Source organism: Amycolatopsis sp. NPDC059027 (genome assembly GCF_042739735.1).
Lineage (GTDB): Bacteria > Actinomycetota > Actinomycetes > Mycobacteriales > Pseudonocardiaceae > Amycolatopsis.
Map to the genome: position 1 here is coordinate 20,867 of NZ_JBHYIK010000089.1, position 14,048 is coordinate 34,914.

Sequence of the window (14,048 nt, forward strand, 5' to 3'; positions counted from 1 at the left end):
ACCCGCGGTCGCCACCCGCCGGTTTCGCCACTAACCCGCGCGCGGAGGGAGCGTTCGCGACAAGGGCGGAGTGGCCGGGCCGCCTCGCCGAGGCGTTTTCCGGGCCGGCACGGCGCGCCGAACACGCCCGCGATGAAGCCGGGCGGGACGTGGTGGGATAGATGTAGAGGGTGACCAGACAACGATCACGCTCGGCTGTCGGGGACAGCGTGTGGGCGCGCCTGCGGCGCCGGTACCGGTGGCTCGACCATGTGGTGCGGGCCATCGAGCACTACGTCGACTACAACGGCTATCACTACGTGGCCTCGATCTCGTACTTCACGCTGACCTCGCTGGTACCCATGCTGATGGTCGGGATGTCCGTGGCCGGGTTCGTGCTCGCCGGGCAGCCGGAGCTGGTGGAGACGATGTTGCGCTCGATCGCGCGAGCGGTGCCGGGGCCGTTCGGCGACAACCTGATCGCACTGCTCACCGGCTTCATCGACCAGCGCACCAAGGTCGGCCTCGCCGGTCTCGCCATCGGGCTCTACTCGGGCTGGAACTGGATGAACGCGCTGCGGGACGCGCTCACCGCGATGTGGGACAAGCATCCGCCGCGCCAGCCCCTGCTGCGCACGATCGGCAAGGACCTGCTCGCCCTGCTGAGCCTGACCGCGGCGCTGATGGTGTCGTTCGCGCTGACCGCCTCCGGTGGCGCGCTCGGCGCCTTCCTGCTGCGCCTCAGCCCGCTCGCGCACGTCGGATGGGCGCACACCGTGGTCTCGGTGCTGTCCATCCCGGTCGCGCTGCTCGCCGACTGGCTCGTCTTCCTGTGGGTGTTCGCGAAGTTGCCGAGGGAACCGGTCGGCGTACGCAGCGCGATGCGCGGCGCGCTCGTCGCGGCGATCGGGTTCGAACTGCTGAAGCAGGCGGGCGGGCTCTTCATCGGCCTCGTCGGCAAGTCGCCGACGGGGCTCGCGTTCGGCTCGGCGATCGGCATCCTGTTCTTCATCGCGCTGGTGTCGCGGATGGTGGTGGTGATCACGGCGTGGACCGCGACCGCGCACGACGCGCCGGTGAGGAAACCGGCGCCGCCGGGGCCCGCGGTGGTCCGGCCGGTGGTCACCCCGCGCCGGGCGTCACTGGCCTCGGCGGCGACCGGGGTGGTCACGGGTGTGGTGGCGACGCTCGCGGTGCTCCGGCTGCGTCGCAGGCCCTGACCAGGCGCCGCGTCGCGGGACGTGCGCGGGAACGGGCGCTCCTGCCAGGATGGGTTCCACGAGTGGCAGGGCCGCTGAAGCGGGGGTTGTCGTGGCGACGGTGCTGATCTGTGTGTTGCCCGCCAAGGGACACGTCGGGCCGACGCTGCCCGCCGCCGAGGCACTGGTCCGGGCCGGGCACACGGTGCGGGTGCTGACCGGGCGGCGCTACCTCGGCGACTTCACCGCGGTGGGTGCCACGGCGGTGCCGCTTCCCGAGGAGTCGGACTTCGGCGACGGGTACTTCCCCGAGCGCGAAGGGCTGCGGGGCATACGCCTGGCGAGGTTCGACCTCACCACGTTCGTGACCAGGATGGGCCCGCAGCTGGCGGCGATCGACGAGGTGCTGGCGGCGCATCCGATCGACGTCGTCCTCTGCGACCCGCTCCTCATGGCGGGCCTGCCGCTCACGATGCGCCGCCACCGTCCGCCGGTACTGGTGCTGGGATTTCTCCCGCTGACGGTGCCGCTTCCCGGCCTGGCGCCGCCGCGGACCTTCGCCGACCGCGTGCGCGCCCTGGCGACCAGGGCGATGATGCCCCTGGTGCTGCGGCCGGTGCAGGCGACCGCGGAACGGGAGGTGCGGGCGCTGACCGGCAGGGCGCCGGAGGTGCTGTTCCTCGACTGGCCGCTGGGCAGCGACGGGATCCTGCAGATGACCTGCCGTGGATTCGAGGTACCGCAGGGAGAACAGCCGATGCCGGTCGAGTTCGTCGGGCCGCTGTCGGCCAGTGACGCCGGCAGGCACCGGCTCCCGCCGTGGTGGTCCGATGTGGACGGTGGCGCCCCGGTGGTGCTGGTGACCCAGGGATCGGTGGCCAACACCGACCTCGGGGACCTGGTCGTGCCCACGCTGAAAGCCCTGGCCGATCGGGACGTGCTGGTCGTCGTCTCCACCGGGGGCGCCGAGCTGCCGGAAGACCGGTTGCCGGCCAACGCCCGTGCCGCGCGGTCACTTCCCTATGACGACCTGCTTCCCCGTTGTGCGCTGATGGTCACCAACGGCGGATACGGCGGCGTGAACCACGCGCTGCGCCACGGGGTACCGCTGGTGTGCGTCGGCGCGACGGAGGACAAATCCGCCGTGGTGGCGCGGGTGCGCTGGTCGGGCGCGGGCGTCGGCTTGACACGGCGACGCGTGTCCGCGCGCACCGTGGGAAAAGCCATCGAGCGCGTGCTGGGCGATCCGCGCTATCGAGCACGGGCGCGGGCGCTCGCGGAGGAGATCGCCGCCTGCCCTGGCACAGCGGGAGTCGTGGCCGCGGTCGAGCGGGTAACCGGACAGCGCGGCGAGTGAACCCCCGGCGCGCCTCAGTCGGCGGGCAACAAGGTCCCGAGCGGGCCGAGATCAAGGTTGAGGTCGGCGGCGGAAAGCCCGTACCGTTCGCGCAGCTCGGTCATGCGTTCGTCCAGGAGCAGCAGCGTCAGGCCGACCCGTTCCTCCTGGTCCTCGTTGAGATCGCCCTCGTCCACGCGGCGCAGCGCCTGTCGTTCCATCAGCTGGCGCAGCAGCTCGATGATGGTCAGCACCAGTTTCATCAGGTCCCGCTCGACGCTGTCCCGGTCGGTGTCGATCCGCTCGGTGAGGGTGTGCGAAGCCCGGCTCAGCGCCGCCGTAACGCGCTCGGTGTCCGATGGTTCAGACATCCGGCACACTCCTTTCCGGCACCACGTCGGGAAACGGCCGGCCCGCCCGGACCGAGGTGATCAACGCGCGCAACGACACGTGCACCAGATCCACCCCGGCGATGGACAGCAGCACGTCCCCGGTGAGCACGACGCCACCGGCCAGCAACCGGTCCAGGAGGTCGACGAGCGCGATCTCCCTGCCGGCCACGGGATCGCGGACGTCCCCGAATCCCGTCGTCTCGACACTCACGACGCGGTGTCCTCGGTTTCGCCGAGGTCGGGCAGCGCGAACGAGTAGGGCACCCAGGGCCCGGTCAGCTCGACCCGGCACTCCCCTGCCGCGGCGCGCAGCTCGTCCGCCTTCGCCAGGAACGACTCGACGCCGGCATCGCCGACGAGGTAGGCGACGTTCAGCACGTTCTGCTCGCCGCCTCCGCTCAGTCGCGTGCTTTGCGGCCGATGTGCCCGGCGGTCCACCGCGAGCGCACCCAGCGCCCGGTCCACCTCGGCCGCGGTCGCTTCGGCACGGGCCCACCCGGCGTCCCTCGATCGCCGTTCGGCCAACCGTTTGCGCAGGTACGAGCGCCCCGGTGGGTCCGCCGAACCGGACGGAACCACCGGCTGCTCGACGGCGCGCGCGGTGCTCTCCGCGTAGACCTTGACGCCCCATTCCGACCGGCCCTCGACGCGGTCCAGTGCGGCGCCGATCCGCTCCGCACCGGACCGGAGCACGTCGTGGACCCGTTGCCGGTCAAGGTAGATCGTGGCCAGCCGGAACGGCAGCGTGGTCGCCCGTCGCGCCGCCTCGGCCACCACGTCGTTGTGCCTGCGGGCGACCTCTTCGAGCCAGCCGAGGTTCTCCAGGTTCGCCCGCAGCGCCGCTTCGCCGAACTCGGCGGCGGGCACCGGGCTGACCACCGCGCTGAGTCCCGCACAGTCCACAGTGTCCACTTCGGCGTCCGAGTCCACTGTGGAATCCCGAAGGCCCGGCAGGCCCTCGAAGGCGCCGGGCGGGAGCTGTCTGGTGACCGCGTAGCAGTACCAGACCCGCGCCCCGGCGCTCATTTCCGCTCGCTCCCTTCGAGCCGCGCGACCTTCTCCCGCAGTTCGCGGTTCTCCGACTCCAGCTTCCCGGTCGCGGACGCCGACGTCAGTGACGGATCGTGCTCCCACCAGTCGATCCCCATTTCCTTCGCCTTGTCGACCGAGGCCACCAGCAGCCGCAGCTTGATCGTCAGCAGCTCGATGTCCAGCAGGTTCACCTGGATGTCGCCCGCGATCACGATGCCCTTGTCCAGCACGCGTTCCAGGATGTCGGCCAGGTTGGCTCCGGAGGAGCCGCCGCCGTACACCGGCGGGCGGCTGCCCGCCGAGCGGTTCACCGGGAGGTCCGGTTCGGTCACGAGTGCACCTGCCTTTCCACACGGGGCGGCGGCTCGGCCGGATCAGCGGGCACCCGCGGGCTCCCGCTCTTCGTCCTCGACGTCCTCCTCGTCGTAATCTTCGTCGCCCTCGGCGGGCTCCTCTTCTTCGTCCTCGACGTCCTCCTCGGGCTCTTCGGCTTCCTCCGGCTCTTCGGCTTCCTCATCGTCCGGAGTCTCGTCGTCGTACTCCTCGGGCTCCTCCTGCTCGGCTTCCTCGACCTCCATCGCCTCTTCGTGCGTGTGGACGACCTCGCCGTCCCGGATCTCGCCACGCCAGCCCTCGCCGGAGGCCTCCCCCGCCATCGTGATGAAACGGCGGTAGTGCTTGAGATCGAGCCTCGCCCGCCTGCCCTGTGCACGCCAGAGGTTCGCGGTCTTCTCGAACAGCCCGGCCGGGTAGTACTCGATCAGCAGCAGGACCTTCGTCAGGTTCTCGCCGAGCGGATGGAAGGTCACGACGCCCTTGATGGTGCCCTTGGCCCCGTCGGTGGTCCAGACGATGCGCTGGTCCGGGATCTGCTCGGTGGTGGTCGCCTTCATCGAGCGGTTGGACCAGAAGATCTTGAACTTCCAGTTGCTCGTCACGTCGTCGGCTCGCTCGGCGCTCTTGACGCCCTTGGCGAAGGTGCTGAACTTCTGGTACTCGGTCCACTGGTCGTACGCTTCGCGGAGCGGCACTCCGACGTCGATGTCCTCGACGATGGCGATCATCTTGCCGCCGGAGCCACTCTTTCCCCTGCCCCTCTTGAAAAGCCCGGTGATCTTGTCCTTTATGGACTTCCCGGCGGTCTCGAACCCCGCCCGCGTCATCGATTTGCCCTCGGCCAGCTTGCCGCCGAAACCGAGTGCGGTACCGATTCCCTCACCGTTCTCCGCGGCCTCGGAAAGCCGCGTGGTCATCTCACCGAGCTTCCGGCCGGCGTTCGACATCAGCTGCTGCGCCTTCGCCTGCAGGAAGTCCTCCCCCGCGTGCAACAGTTCCTCGGTCGCCGGATTCTTCGCCGCGTACTCACGCAGCTTCGTGATCGGGCCACTCTGCTCTTCGTTGCCGGCCACGGGTCACCTCCGCTTCGCCTGCGAGCCGCCGGAACCACTGCGGCTGCTGGTTTTCCGGGCTCCGCCGCCCTTGGCCGCGGCGCTCTTCGTCCCGGTGCTCTTGCGCGCGGAGGACGGGCTCTTCGCCGTCCCGGCGCGCTTCGCCGCAGTGGCACGGGAACCGGTGGTCCGCTTGACGGCCGAGGTGGCCGCCTTCGCGGGACCCGACCGGCCGGCACGACGAGGCTTCCCGGCGTCCGTCTCCTCCTCCGATTCCGGGGTTTCCTCGCCGGTGTCCTCCTGGCTGTCCTCGTCGTCACCGAGGCCGATGCCGGACTGCAGCGCGTTCAGCCTGTCGGTGTGCTGCCGCAGCGATCCGGCCATCCGGCCCGCCTGGGCGGCCGCCATGGTGACCGCCATCTTCTTGCCCGCGTCCAGCACCTGCTCGCGAACCTGCCCCTTCAGCTCGGCGAACTGCTCGGACGAGCCGAGTTCCCCGGTCACGTCGGCGAGCAGTTTCCGCGGGCTCAGGTTCAGTTTCTTCCCGGCGAGTCCCAGTCCCATGGCGATCGCCAGCTTGGCCTTTTTCCTTCTGCCCAGGATGTATCCGCCGATGACCGCGGCGGCCACCTTCATTCCCGGAGACATGCGGCTCTCCTTTCGGTTCATGTCGTGTTGTCGATCGGCCCCCCACCGAGGTCTTCGAGTTCGTCGAGGAGTTCGTCCTCCCTGCGGTCGAATTCCTCTTCGGTGATCTCCCCCGCGAGCAGCGCGTTCTCCCACCCGGCCAGCTCCTGGCCGATGCGCGCGCGACGCTCGGCGAGCGCCGCGTCGGCGACCACACCGACGCTCCAGGCCGCCACCCGGAGCGGCGCGAGCGGCAACAACGCGATCTCCCGGAACAGCCCCACTTCAGTCCCGGTTCCCGCCCGCGAAGCTGTAGGGCGGCAACGGTCCCCTCAACCGGACCTCCGCCACCTGGTCGAGCGTTCGCCTGAGGTGGTCGACGACCGAGGTGAAGTCGTCGAGCTCGTCTCGATCGACCAGGAACGAGCTGTTGAAGAAACAGCCGTCGACCTGCGGCCCGCTGCTCTCCCGCACCGCGTGCTCGCCGAGCATCGCGCTGAGGGCCTCGCTGTCGCGTCGTTGCCGCTCGGTCAGCGCGCCGGCCACCAGTTCACCGAACCGGATCTGTTCGTCCCTCGTCCCGCCGCCGCGCCCGCGCAGCTGCTCGTTCAGCCCGGCGAGTTCCCTGTCCTGCCGGAGCAGCGCGCCGAGCACCGCGTCCTGCTGGTGCGCGACCTTCACGTTCATCTCCACCCGTCCGTCCAATTCGGACAGTGCGGCGCGGTAGTCGTCCTTGCGTGCGGCGACCGCGCCCGCGACCGCCTGCTCGTCCTGGGCGACGAGGCCGAACCGCATCGGCAGCACCGGGCCCTGCTCGATCAGCGCCGCCAGCACATCCTGGTGTGCCTTGAGGTCCCGTCGTTTCGCCCGCAGGTCCGGCGGCGCGTCGCCGACCACGGCCTTGAGGCCGTCCGCGTCGACGGTCCGCACCGGGCCCGGTGTCTCGCCGACCCCGCGCAGCTCCGCCACGCCGGCCGGGTGGGAGTCGAGGACGATTCCGTAGACGTAGGTACTCATTCCGCACTCCCGCTACTGCGCCGGGTGCTGCGTGTCTTCGGCCGCTGCGCGGGTTGCTTCTCCCGCTCGTCGTCGCCGCTCGACTTCTTGAACTGCTCGGCGAACGTCTCCGCCGCGCCGGTCAGCGCCCCCTTCGACTTGCCCTTGGCGCCCTTCTCGGTCATGTCGCCGACAAGGTCGGGAAGTCCCTTCGCACTGGAGGACTGCTGCAGATCCAGCCGGTTGCAGGCCTCGGCGAACCGCAGGTAGGTGTCCACGCTGGCGACCACGATCCGCGCGTCGATGGTGAGCAGTTCGATGCCGACCAGCGAGACGCGGACGAAGACGTCGATCACCAGCCCCTTGTCCAGGATGAGATCGAGGATGTCGTACAGGTTTCCGGACCCGGCGCCACCGGCGCCTTGCTGCCGTCCGGAAGACTGGGTTGTCGCTACCGTCATGGGGACCCGTTCCTCTCCTAGGCGTCCAGCCTGCCGCGGGCGTAACGGGCCACCCGTTCGTAGCCCGCGAGTTCGCCGTCCGGCCCCAGCCGGACCTGATAGGTCGCCAGCACGCTGGTGGTATCGGGGATCCGTTCCAGCTCGACGACCTCGACGTTCAGCTGCCATCCGTCGCCGTCCCGGCCGAACGACGACACCGATTCGACCGACCGCCCGGTGAGTTCCTCGAACTGATCCCTGGCCCCCCGCATCAGTTCGGCCGGCGAGGGACGCTTTCGCGTGCCATCCGTGCTTCTGGTTGGTTTGCGGTCGCTCTCGGCCATGGCGCCCGGCTACCCGTTCGAGTGAAGCCAAAACTCCGCGATCCCGGCTTCTCAGCGGCTTCCAGCACCTCGGCACGTCGAAAACCGTTGCGCGACAAGCACATTGCGGACCCGGAAGACGGATTCCGGCCGGCTGGTTCCGATCGCGGCGCGTAGGCCGTTCAGTCCACCACCGGCACCCGGCAGGGCGAAGGTCACCTGCCGCGCGCCTTGACCTTGACACTGTGACAAGGTCTTCACTGTGTCCAGGAGGTGGTACCCATCAACACGACACACCGGAATCCCCAGGACCCGCGCCTGCTCGGCGCGCTGGGCGCCGACAACTCGTCGACGCGTCTCGAGGCCGCGCTGGCGGCGGGCACGCAGGCCGACCCCGGCCTCGCCGACGCGCTCGTGGCGCGGTGCGCTGTCGAGCCCGACTTCTTCGTGCGCGACATGCTCACCTGGGCATTGACCCGGCTCCCGGCCGAGATCACGGTGCCCCGGCTCGTCTCGGAGCTGCGTGCCGGGCGCGCGCAGGCCCGCAGCCAGGCACTGCACACGCTCTCCAAGATCGGGGACGCGAGCGCGTGGCCCGCGATCACGCGGTCGTTGCTGCGCGACGCGGACGACGATGTCGCACGGAGCGCGTGGCGTGCCGCCGTGGTCCTCGTCCCGCCGGACGAGCGGAACGAGCTGGCCGCCGAGCTGGCCGGCCAGCTCGGCCGCGGCGACCGGACCGTGCGGCTGAGCCTCAGCCGGGCACTCGTCGCGCTCGGCGAGGTGATCACCCCGGTTCTGCACGCGCGCCTGGCGAGCAAGGACCCGGCGGTGCGAGCGCATGCCCGCGCCACGGAGCGGCTGCTGCACGACCCGGACGCCGGTTTCGATCTCGCCGTCGACGAGGCGAAACGGATCGTCGCGCTCGGCCCGGAGCGCGTCAGGGACACGGCGTGCTGATCGGCGAGGTGGCCCGCCGCTCCGGGGTGAGCACCCGGATGCTCAGGCACTACGACTCGCTCGGGCTGGTCCGGCCGACGGGCCGCACCGTGGGTGGCTACCGCGAGTACTCCGCGGCGGACATCCGCCGGATCTTCCACGTGGAGGGCCTGCGGTCGCTCGGCATGTCGCTGCGCCAGATCGGACGAGCGCTGGAGGATCCCGCCTTCACGCCGTCCGCTCTGGTCGGCGACCTCATCCGGCGGACCGAAGACCGGCTCAAGCGGGAACAGGAGCTGCTCGAACGGCTCCGCACGATCGACGCCTCGGCGCCCTTCGGCTGGGAGGGCGCCCTGCGCGTCGTCGAGCTCCTGCACGGGCTCAACTCGCCCAGTGCCGCACGCCGGCAGCAGGCCGTCCTGTCCCCCGCCGAAGACGTACCGGTGCCGGCCGAGCTGCTGGCCAAGGCGGTCCTCACCGAGTCGGATCCCAACGTCGCCGGTGCCCTGCGGTGGGCTCTCGCGCGGGCGGGCGGTGACGGGGTGGCAAGCGTGGCCTCCGGCGTGCGTTCGGAGAACGCCGACATCCGGCGGCGCGCGGTACTGGCGATCGCCGAACTGCCCGGGGACGAGGCGACCGCGGTGCTCGCGGACGCGCTCGGCGACCCGGACAGGACCGTGCGCGGGCACGCCGCCCTGGCGGCGGGCAAACGTGGCGAGACCGCGGCCGTGCCGACGCTCGTCGACATGGTGGTCGAGGGCACGAACGACGTCGAGGCCGCCGAGGTGCTGGGCACACTGTCACTGGACTCCGCGTGCGCGGAGCGGATCATGAGCGCGCTCGTCGGCGAACTCGCCGCGCACACCGAGGACTCCGCGGTCCGGATACGCCTGACGCAGGCACTCGCCGAGCTGCCGGTGAGCGGAGCGCGGGACGTCCTGCGGCAACTGACCCACGACTACGACCGGGCCGTCGCCCTCATCGCCTCGGCCCTCCTGGGCGTGCTCGACGAAAAGTAGCGCGGTGGGTCGTGGTACGAAAGCGACCGTGACCGATGCGGCCGATCGAGTGGTGGACGTCTACCGGCGTCATGCCTCGGCATGGGCAGCCGCGCGCGGCGCGAAGCCGCGAGAAAGCGGATGGCTCCTGCGGTTCGCGAGCATGCTCGGGCGTGCCGGCACGGTGCTCGACATCGGCTGCGGATCGGGCGAGCCCATCGCCCGCTCCCTCACCGGTCTGGGGCATCGCGTCACCGGCGTCGACAGCTCACCGGAGATGATCGCCCTGTTCCGGTCGAATCTGCCCGGCGCCGCCGCCGAGGTGGCCGATATGCGCTCGCTGAACCTGGGCCTCGGGTTCGGCGGCCTCATCGCCTGGGACAGCTTCTTCCATCTGACACCTCGCGAGCAGCGCCTGATGTTTCCCGTCTTTCGCGAGCACGCCGAGCCCGGCGCGCCGCTTCTCTTCACCAGCGGGGCCGCCTTCGGAGAGAGCATCGGCACCTTCGAAGGGGAGCCGCTCTATCACGCGAGCCTCGATCCCGACGAGTATCGTCGCCTGCTCGCCCACGCGGGTTTCGACGTCGTGGCCCACGTCGCCGCGGACCCGGATTGCGGCGGGCACACGGTTTGGCTGGCGCGCTGCCGGTAACCACTTCCTTCGCGATATGTCCACAAAGGACGGGACGCGCCCGCAAGCGCTTACCCGGATCCACGAACACGGACGTCCATGATGGTCCATTCGTCCCAACGCCGTCCCAACCGGACAGGTTACTCGCGGGTAAACGTCGACGCGCTCAAAACACTGCTCTATAACTTGTTCTAAATCCCTCAACGGCGAGGACTGTCACATGAGCGACAAACCCGTGTGTAGACCCACTTCTGACACCATATCCCGTCGCCTCTTCCTAGCAGGAACCAGTTCCATCCTGGCCGGAGCCGCTCTCGGCGGCCGCGCCGCCGCCGCGCCGGTGTCCACCACCGGCCTGCCCAGCGGGGCACACGTTTCCGCGCTGGTGATCGGCAGCGGCTACGGCGGTTCGGTCGCCGCGCTGCGGCTCGCGCAGGCCGGCGTCGACGTCGCCATGATCGAGATGGGCATGGCATGGGACACCCCCGGCGCGGACGGCAGGATCTTCGCCAACACCACCAGCCCGGACCAGCGCTCGTTCTGGTTGCGTACCAGGACGAAGCAACCGCTTTCCAACTTCCTCGGGTTCCCGCTCGACAAGGACATCCCGCGCTACACCGGAATCCTCGACGCGGAGGAGTTCGGCGGGATCATCGTCTATCAGGGCCGGGGCGTCGGCGGCGGGTCGCTCGTCAACGGCGGTATGGCCGTCACGCCGAAACGGGAGAACTTCGGCGCGATCCTCCCGTCGGTGAACGCGGACGAGATGTACGACGTCTACTACCCGCGCGCCAACGAGGGCCTCGGCGTCGGCACCGTCCGCCCGGCCTGGTTCGACACCACCGACTGCTACCAATACGCCCGCGTCGGCCGCAAACAGGCGCAGCGGTCCGGTTTCCCGTTCGTGTTCGTGCCCGACGTGTACGACTGGAACTACATGGAGCAGGAAGCGGCGGGCACCGTGCCGAAGTCCGCGCTCGCCGGGGAAATCCTGTACGGCAACAACTACGGCAAGAAATCCCTGCAGAAGACCTATCTTCCGCGGATCGCGGCGACCGGCCGGGTCAGCGTCTCGCCGCTGCACCGCGTGACGTCGGTGGCACCCGCCTCGGGCGGCGGCTACACGGTCGCGATCGAACAGCTCACCACCGACGGAACGGTGTCCACCACGAAGACGGTGACCGCGGACAAGGTGTTCTTCGCCGCGGGCAGCGTCGGGACGAGCAAGCTGCTGGTGAAGCTGAAGGCCACCGGCGCGCTGCCGAACCTGAACGGCGAGGTCGGAAAGAGCTGGGGTGACAACGGGAACGTCATGTGCGGGCGCGCCAACCACCTCTGGGACCCGACCGGCAGTCTCCAGGCGTCCATTCCCTGCGGCGGCATCGACAACTGGGCCGCGGGCGGCGCGTTCGCCGAAGTCGCCCCGCTGCCGACCGGGATCGAGACGTGGGCGTCGTTCTACCTGTCCATCACGAAGAACCCGAACCGCGCGCAGTTCAGCTGGAACCCGTCGACGCGGCGCGTGGACCTGAACTGGCAGACCGCGTGGAAGCAGCCGTCGATCGACATGGCGAAGTCCATTTTCGACAGGATCAACGCGACGGAGGGGACGATCTACCGGACCGATCTCTTCGGCGCGTACAAGATCTGGGGCGACCACCTCACCTACCACCCGCTCGGCGGCGCGGTGCTGAACAAGGCGACCGACAACTACGGCAGGCTCGCCGGGTATCCGGGCCTCTACGTCATCGACGGCGCCCTGATCCCGGGCAACACCAGCGTCAATCCCTTCGTCACCATCACGGCGCTGGCAGAACGCAACATCGAGAAGATCGTCGCGACGGACTTCTGATGGTCCGTGAAGGCCTCCTTCACAGCGCTCAACGCCGTGAAGGAGGCCTTCACGGCATTCGTCACGACCGGTGCGACGGCAGCACGCAGACCGTGTCCAGCCCGAGAACGTGGTTCAGCCGCCCGAACGCCAGCCACGAACCCAGGCTCATGCTCAGCTCGACGATCTCGCGCTGGCTGTAGTGCGCGGACATCCGCGTCCAGAACTCCTCGTCGAGGCCGTGATGGTCGAGGGCGTACCGCTCGGCGTACTCCGCCGCGAGCCGCGTCCGGTCGTCGAAGCGGTCCGTCGTGCGCCAGTCCAGCACCGCGTCCGCGAACTCCTCCTCGACCTTTTCGCCGTCGCGTTCGGTACGCCAGTCGAGACAGAAGACGCAACCGTTGAGCTGCGCGATCCGCAGGCGCGCGGCCTCGAACTCCCGCAACCCCAACGTCGTGTGCGAGTAGACGGCCAGCGAAAAGTTCGACGCGGCGACTCCGATGCCGGGCACCATCTCGCCCCACACGTACCCGATCGGATCCTTGCCCTCGGGGATGTCGATGCGCATCAACGTTTCCTTCCGAGCTTGCCTGCTGCCGGGCGCAGCGGGACGTCGAGTGCGTCGTACAGACCGGGTTCCGCGCCCGCCAGCCAGTCGATCGCGCCGACGAGCCTGCCTACCGCGGTGGCATTACCGCCCGCGGAACGGTTTTCGCCCTCGTCGCTCGCCTCGACCGTGACCTCGATGCGTGGCCTGCCTTCGATGATCACGCGGTGCGCGCCCGCGCCACTCGGCGGCGTCGGCCAGTCCGGCGCGCACGACGGGTGGATGCGCGTCACGTGCTCGACGACGATCCGCGGCTCGCCGTCGACGACGCCCTGGACCTCGAACCGCACCGCGCCCTGCGTGCCCGCCTCGAACTCGCCCATGGTCCGCGTGGTCACGGTTTCCTCGAGCGGCCGCCGGTCGAGCGTCTCGCGGATCTCGTCCAGCTCGACGTCCAGCGCCCGCGCCATCAGCCGGACCTGGCCGCCCCACACCATCGTCGGCACGCCGCTCAGGAGCATCGGCGGCTGGTAGTCCATCGGCTGGCCCATCCCGACCAGATAGCGGACGGAATCGGGCTGCTCGTAGGTCGAGTAGTCGAAGATCTCCTGGCACCGGATGGCGTCGACGGTAGTACCCAGCCCGCTGATCAGCAGCGGCAGCACGTCGTTGCCCCAGCCGGGATCGACGCCGGAGACGAACAGCGAACCGCCGCCGTCCTCGATCGCCGCCAGCACCGGCTCCCGCAGCTCCGGCGGCGCGTTCCGCTGGTCGTAGAGCGGATAGAGCGACGGCGTCACGACGACCGCGCCCGCCCGGACCGCCCGCACGATGTCGGCGAGCGCGTCGCCGGGCCGGACATCGCCCGAGGCGGCGTAGACCACCGCGCGCGGACTCGCCGCCAGCACGGCCTCGACGTCGTCGGTCGCGGCCACGCCCAGCGCGTCCACCCCGGCCAGCTCGCCCGCGTCCTTGCCGACCTTCGCGGGATCGTGGACGAGCACCGCGGTCAGCTTCAACGCCGGATGAGCGTCGACGGCCCGGATCGCGGCCCGGCCGACATTGCCCGTACCCCACACCACTGTGGCGATCATTCCGCCGAGTTTCCCCGCGCCGTCGCGAATCCGGGAAGCCTTTCGTTCCGGTGAGCGGACCGTACGGCCGAACGTCGCAGCGCCGTCCGGCGGCGTCGCGAATGGCACCTTGGAGATTTCTCGGTGAAGGTTCTGCAGTCGTGGGTCCTGCGCGTTTGCGCTGGAGGACGGCCTTCGGCGGGTGGGCCTGGCGGGTGCGACAAGGGCGTCCCTGGGTGCGTTGGGTGCTACGGGGGCGTCCCTGGGTGCGGTGGATGCACCCAGGGCGTCCCTCGGACCCTCCCGCCTATGCCGAC

General features: G+C 69.9%; 18 protein-coding genes. 6 read left to right on the plus strand and 12 right to left on the minus strand.

From position 1 onward, the window contains the following. Window positions 1-170 precede the first annotated feature (170 nt). Both ACFWY9_RS39365 and ACFWY9_RS39370 read left to right on the plus strand, forming a co-directional pair. Window positions 171-1,199 carry a YhjD/YihY/BrkB family envelope integrity protein gene (locus tag ACFWY9_RS39365; RefSeq protein WP_378341275.1) on the plus strand — a complete coding sequence of 343 codons (1,029 nt, stop codon included), beginning with the start codon at window positions 171-173 and terminating at the stop codon, window positions 1,197-1,199. A 91-nt stretch (window positions 1,200-1,290) separates the two neighbouring features. Next, window positions 1,291-2,535: a glycosyltransferase gene (locus tag ACFWY9_RS39370; RefSeq protein WP_378341276.1), complete on the plus strand. Its 1,245-nt coding sequence runs from the start codon at window positions 1,291-1,293 to the stop codon at window positions 2,533-2,535. 14 nt (window positions 2,536-2,549) lie between these two features. Here the strand turns inward: ACFWY9_RS39370 and ACFWY9_RS39375 are convergent, their stop codons facing one another. The 10 genes from ACFWY9_RS39375 to ACFWY9_RS39420 are packed head-to-tail and all read right to left on the minus strand — an operon-like array spanning window position 2,550 to window position 7,733. Continuing rightward, window positions 2,550-2,885 (minus strand): gas vesicle protein K, encoded by a 336-nt coding sequence (locus tag ACFWY9_RS39375; RefSeq protein WP_378341277.1) that lies wholly within the window; start codon window positions 2,883-2,885, stop codon window positions 2,550-2,552. Next, window positions 2,878-3,117, minus strand: coding sequence for a gas vesicle protein (locus ACFWY9_RS39380; protein WP_378328125.1), 240 nt, complete (start codon window positions 3,115-3,117; stop codon window positions 2,878-2,880). The genes ACFWY9_RS39375 and ACFWY9_RS39380 overlap by 8 nt, the downstream gene beginning before the upstream one ends. After that, a complete protein-coding gene (locus ACFWY9_RS39385) occupies window positions 3,114-3,932 on the minus strand; it encodes a GvpL/GvpF family gas vesicle protein (RefSeq protein ID WP_378341278.1) in 819 nt (272 codons plus the stop codon). Before ACFWY9_RS39385 ends, ACFWY9_RS39380 begins: the two co-directional genes overlap by 4 nt. Then, complete coding sequence (locus ACFWY9_RS39390; protein WP_378328127.1) at window positions 3,929-4,270, minus strand: gas vesicle protein; 342 nt, start codon at window positions 4,268-4,270, stop codon at window positions 3,929-3,931. The genes ACFWY9_RS39385 and ACFWY9_RS39390 overlap by 4 nt, the downstream gene beginning before the upstream one ends. A gap of 42 nt (window positions 4,271-4,312) precedes the next feature. Then, a complete protein-coding gene (locus ACFWY9_RS39395; protein ID WP_378341279.1) occupies window positions 4,313-5,347 on the minus strand; it encodes an SRPBCC family protein in 1,035 nt (344 codons plus the stop codon). Window positions 5,348-5,350: 3 nt separating this feature from the next. Further along, window positions 5,351-5,974: a hypothetical protein gene (locus ACFWY9_RS39400; protein ID WP_378341280.1), complete on the minus strand. Its 624-nt coding sequence runs from the start codon at window positions 5,972-5,974 to the stop codon at window positions 5,351-5,353. A gap of 17 nt (window positions 5,975-5,991) precedes the next feature. Continuing rightward, the gene (locus ACFWY9_RS39405) at window positions 5,992-6,237 is read right to left on the minus strand and encodes a gas vesicle protein GvpG (RefSeq protein WP_378341281.1); all 246 of its coding nucleotides are present in this window, start codon (window positions 6,235-6,237) and stop codon (window positions 5,992-5,994) included. Between the two features lies 1 nt (window position 6,238). Beyond that, window positions 6,239-6,970, minus strand: a complete 732-nt coding sequence (locus ACFWY9_RS39410; RefSeq protein WP_378341282.1) for a GvpL/GvpF family gas vesicle protein — start codon at window positions 6,968-6,970, stop codon at window positions 6,239-6,241. Next, window positions 6,967-7,410 carry a gas vesicle structural protein GvpA gene (locus tag ACFWY9_RS39415; RefSeq protein WP_378328132.1) on the minus strand — a complete coding sequence of 148 codons (444 nt, stop codon included), beginning with the start codon at window positions 7,408-7,410 and terminating at the stop codon, window positions 6,967-6,969. Before ACFWY9_RS39415 ends, ACFWY9_RS39410 begins: the two co-directional genes overlap by 4 nt. A 17-nt stretch (window positions 7,411-7,427) precedes the next feature. After that, on the minus strand, window positions 7,428-7,733 hold the full coding sequence (locus ACFWY9_RS39420; RefSeq protein WP_378341283.1) for a gas vesicle protein: 306 nt from the start codon (window positions 7,731-7,733) through the stop codon (window positions 7,428-7,430). A gap of 252 nt (window positions 7,734-7,985) precedes the next feature. Here ACFWY9_RS39420 and ACFWY9_RS39425 point away from each other — a divergent pair, with 252 nt between their 5' ends. The 4 genes from ACFWY9_RS39425 (at window position 7,986) to ACFWY9_RS39440 (ending at window position 12,132) form a co-directional block, all read left to right on the plus strand. Further along, window positions 7,986-8,672 (plus strand): HEAT repeat domain-containing protein, encoded by a 687-nt coding sequence (locus ACFWY9_RS39425; protein WP_378341284.1) that lies wholly within the window; start codon window positions 7,986-7,988, stop codon window positions 8,670-8,672. Then, window positions 8,666-9,670: a HEAT repeat domain-containing protein gene (locus tag ACFWY9_RS39430; protein ID WP_378341285.1), complete on the plus strand. Its 1,005-nt coding sequence runs from the start codon at window positions 8,666-8,668 to the stop codon at window positions 9,668-9,670. The genes ACFWY9_RS39425 and ACFWY9_RS39430 overlap by 7 nt, the downstream gene beginning before the upstream one ends. Before the next feature lie 28 nt (window positions 9,671-9,698). Continuing rightward, a complete protein-coding gene (locus ACFWY9_RS39435; RefSeq protein ID WP_378341286.1) occupies window positions 9,699-10,301 on the plus strand; it encodes a class I SAM-dependent methyltransferase in 603 nt (200 codons plus the stop codon). A 277-nt stretch (window positions 10,302-10,578) separates the two neighbouring features. Beyond that, the gene (locus tag ACFWY9_RS39440; RefSeq protein WP_378341287.1) at window positions 10,579-12,132 is read left to right on the plus strand and encodes a GMC oxidoreductase; all 1,554 of its coding nucleotides are present in this window, start codon (window positions 10,579-10,581) and stop codon (window positions 12,130-12,132) included. Between the two features lie 61 nt (window positions 12,133-12,193). Here the strand turns inward: ACFWY9_RS39440 and ACFWY9_RS39445 are convergent, their stop codons facing one another. After that, window positions 12,194-12,679, minus strand: coding sequence for a carboxymuconolactone decarboxylase family protein (locus tag ACFWY9_RS39445; RefSeq protein ID WP_378328137.1), 486 nt, complete (start codon window positions 12,677-12,679; stop codon window positions 12,194-12,196). Next, entirely contained in the window at window positions 12,679-13,752 is a 1,074-nt protein-coding gene (locus ACFWY9_RS39450; RefSeq protein ID WP_378328138.1) for a dihydrodipicolinate reductase, read from the minus strand. Before ACFWY9_RS39450 ends, ACFWY9_RS39445 begins: the two co-directional genes overlap by 1 nt. Window positions 13,753-14,048: the final 296 nt, after the last annotated feature.

Excerpts from the sequence above, each read along its gene's own strand:
- ACFWY9_RS39375 (WP_378341277.1), bottom strand. The coding sequence starts at position 2,885 with ATGTCTGAACCATCGGACACCGAGCGCGTTACGGCGGCGCTGAGCCGG.
- ACFWY9_RS39385 (WP_378341278.1), bottom strand. The coding sequence starts at position 3,932 with ATGAGCGCCGGGGCGCGGGTCTGGTACTGCTACGCGGTCACCAGACAG.
- ACFWY9_RS39400 (WP_378341280.1), bottom strand. The coding sequence starts at position 5,974 with ATGTCTCCGGGAATGAAGGTGGCCGCCGCGGTCATCGGCGGATACATC.
- ACFWY9_RS39410 (WP_378341282.1), bottom strand. The coding sequence starts at position 6,970 with ATGAGTACCTACGTCTACGGAATCGTCCTCGACTCCCACCCGGCCGGC.
- ACFWY9_RS39415 (WP_378328132.1), bottom strand. The coding sequence starts at position 7,410 with ATGACGGTAGCGACAACCCAGTCTTCCGGACGGCAGCAAGGCGCCGGT.
- ACFWY9_RS39420 (WP_378341283.1), bottom strand. The coding sequence starts at position 7,733 with ATGGCCGAGAGCGACCGCAAACCAACCAGAAGCACGGATGGCACGCGA.
- ACFWY9_RS39445 (WP_378328137.1), bottom strand. The coding sequence starts at position 12,679 with ATGCGCATCGACATCCCCGAGGGCAAGGATCCGATCGGGTACGTGTGG.
- ACFWY9_RS39450 (WP_378328138.1), bottom strand. The coding sequence starts at position 13,752 with ATGATCGCCACAGTGGTGTGGGGTACGGGCAATGTCGGCCGGGCCGCG.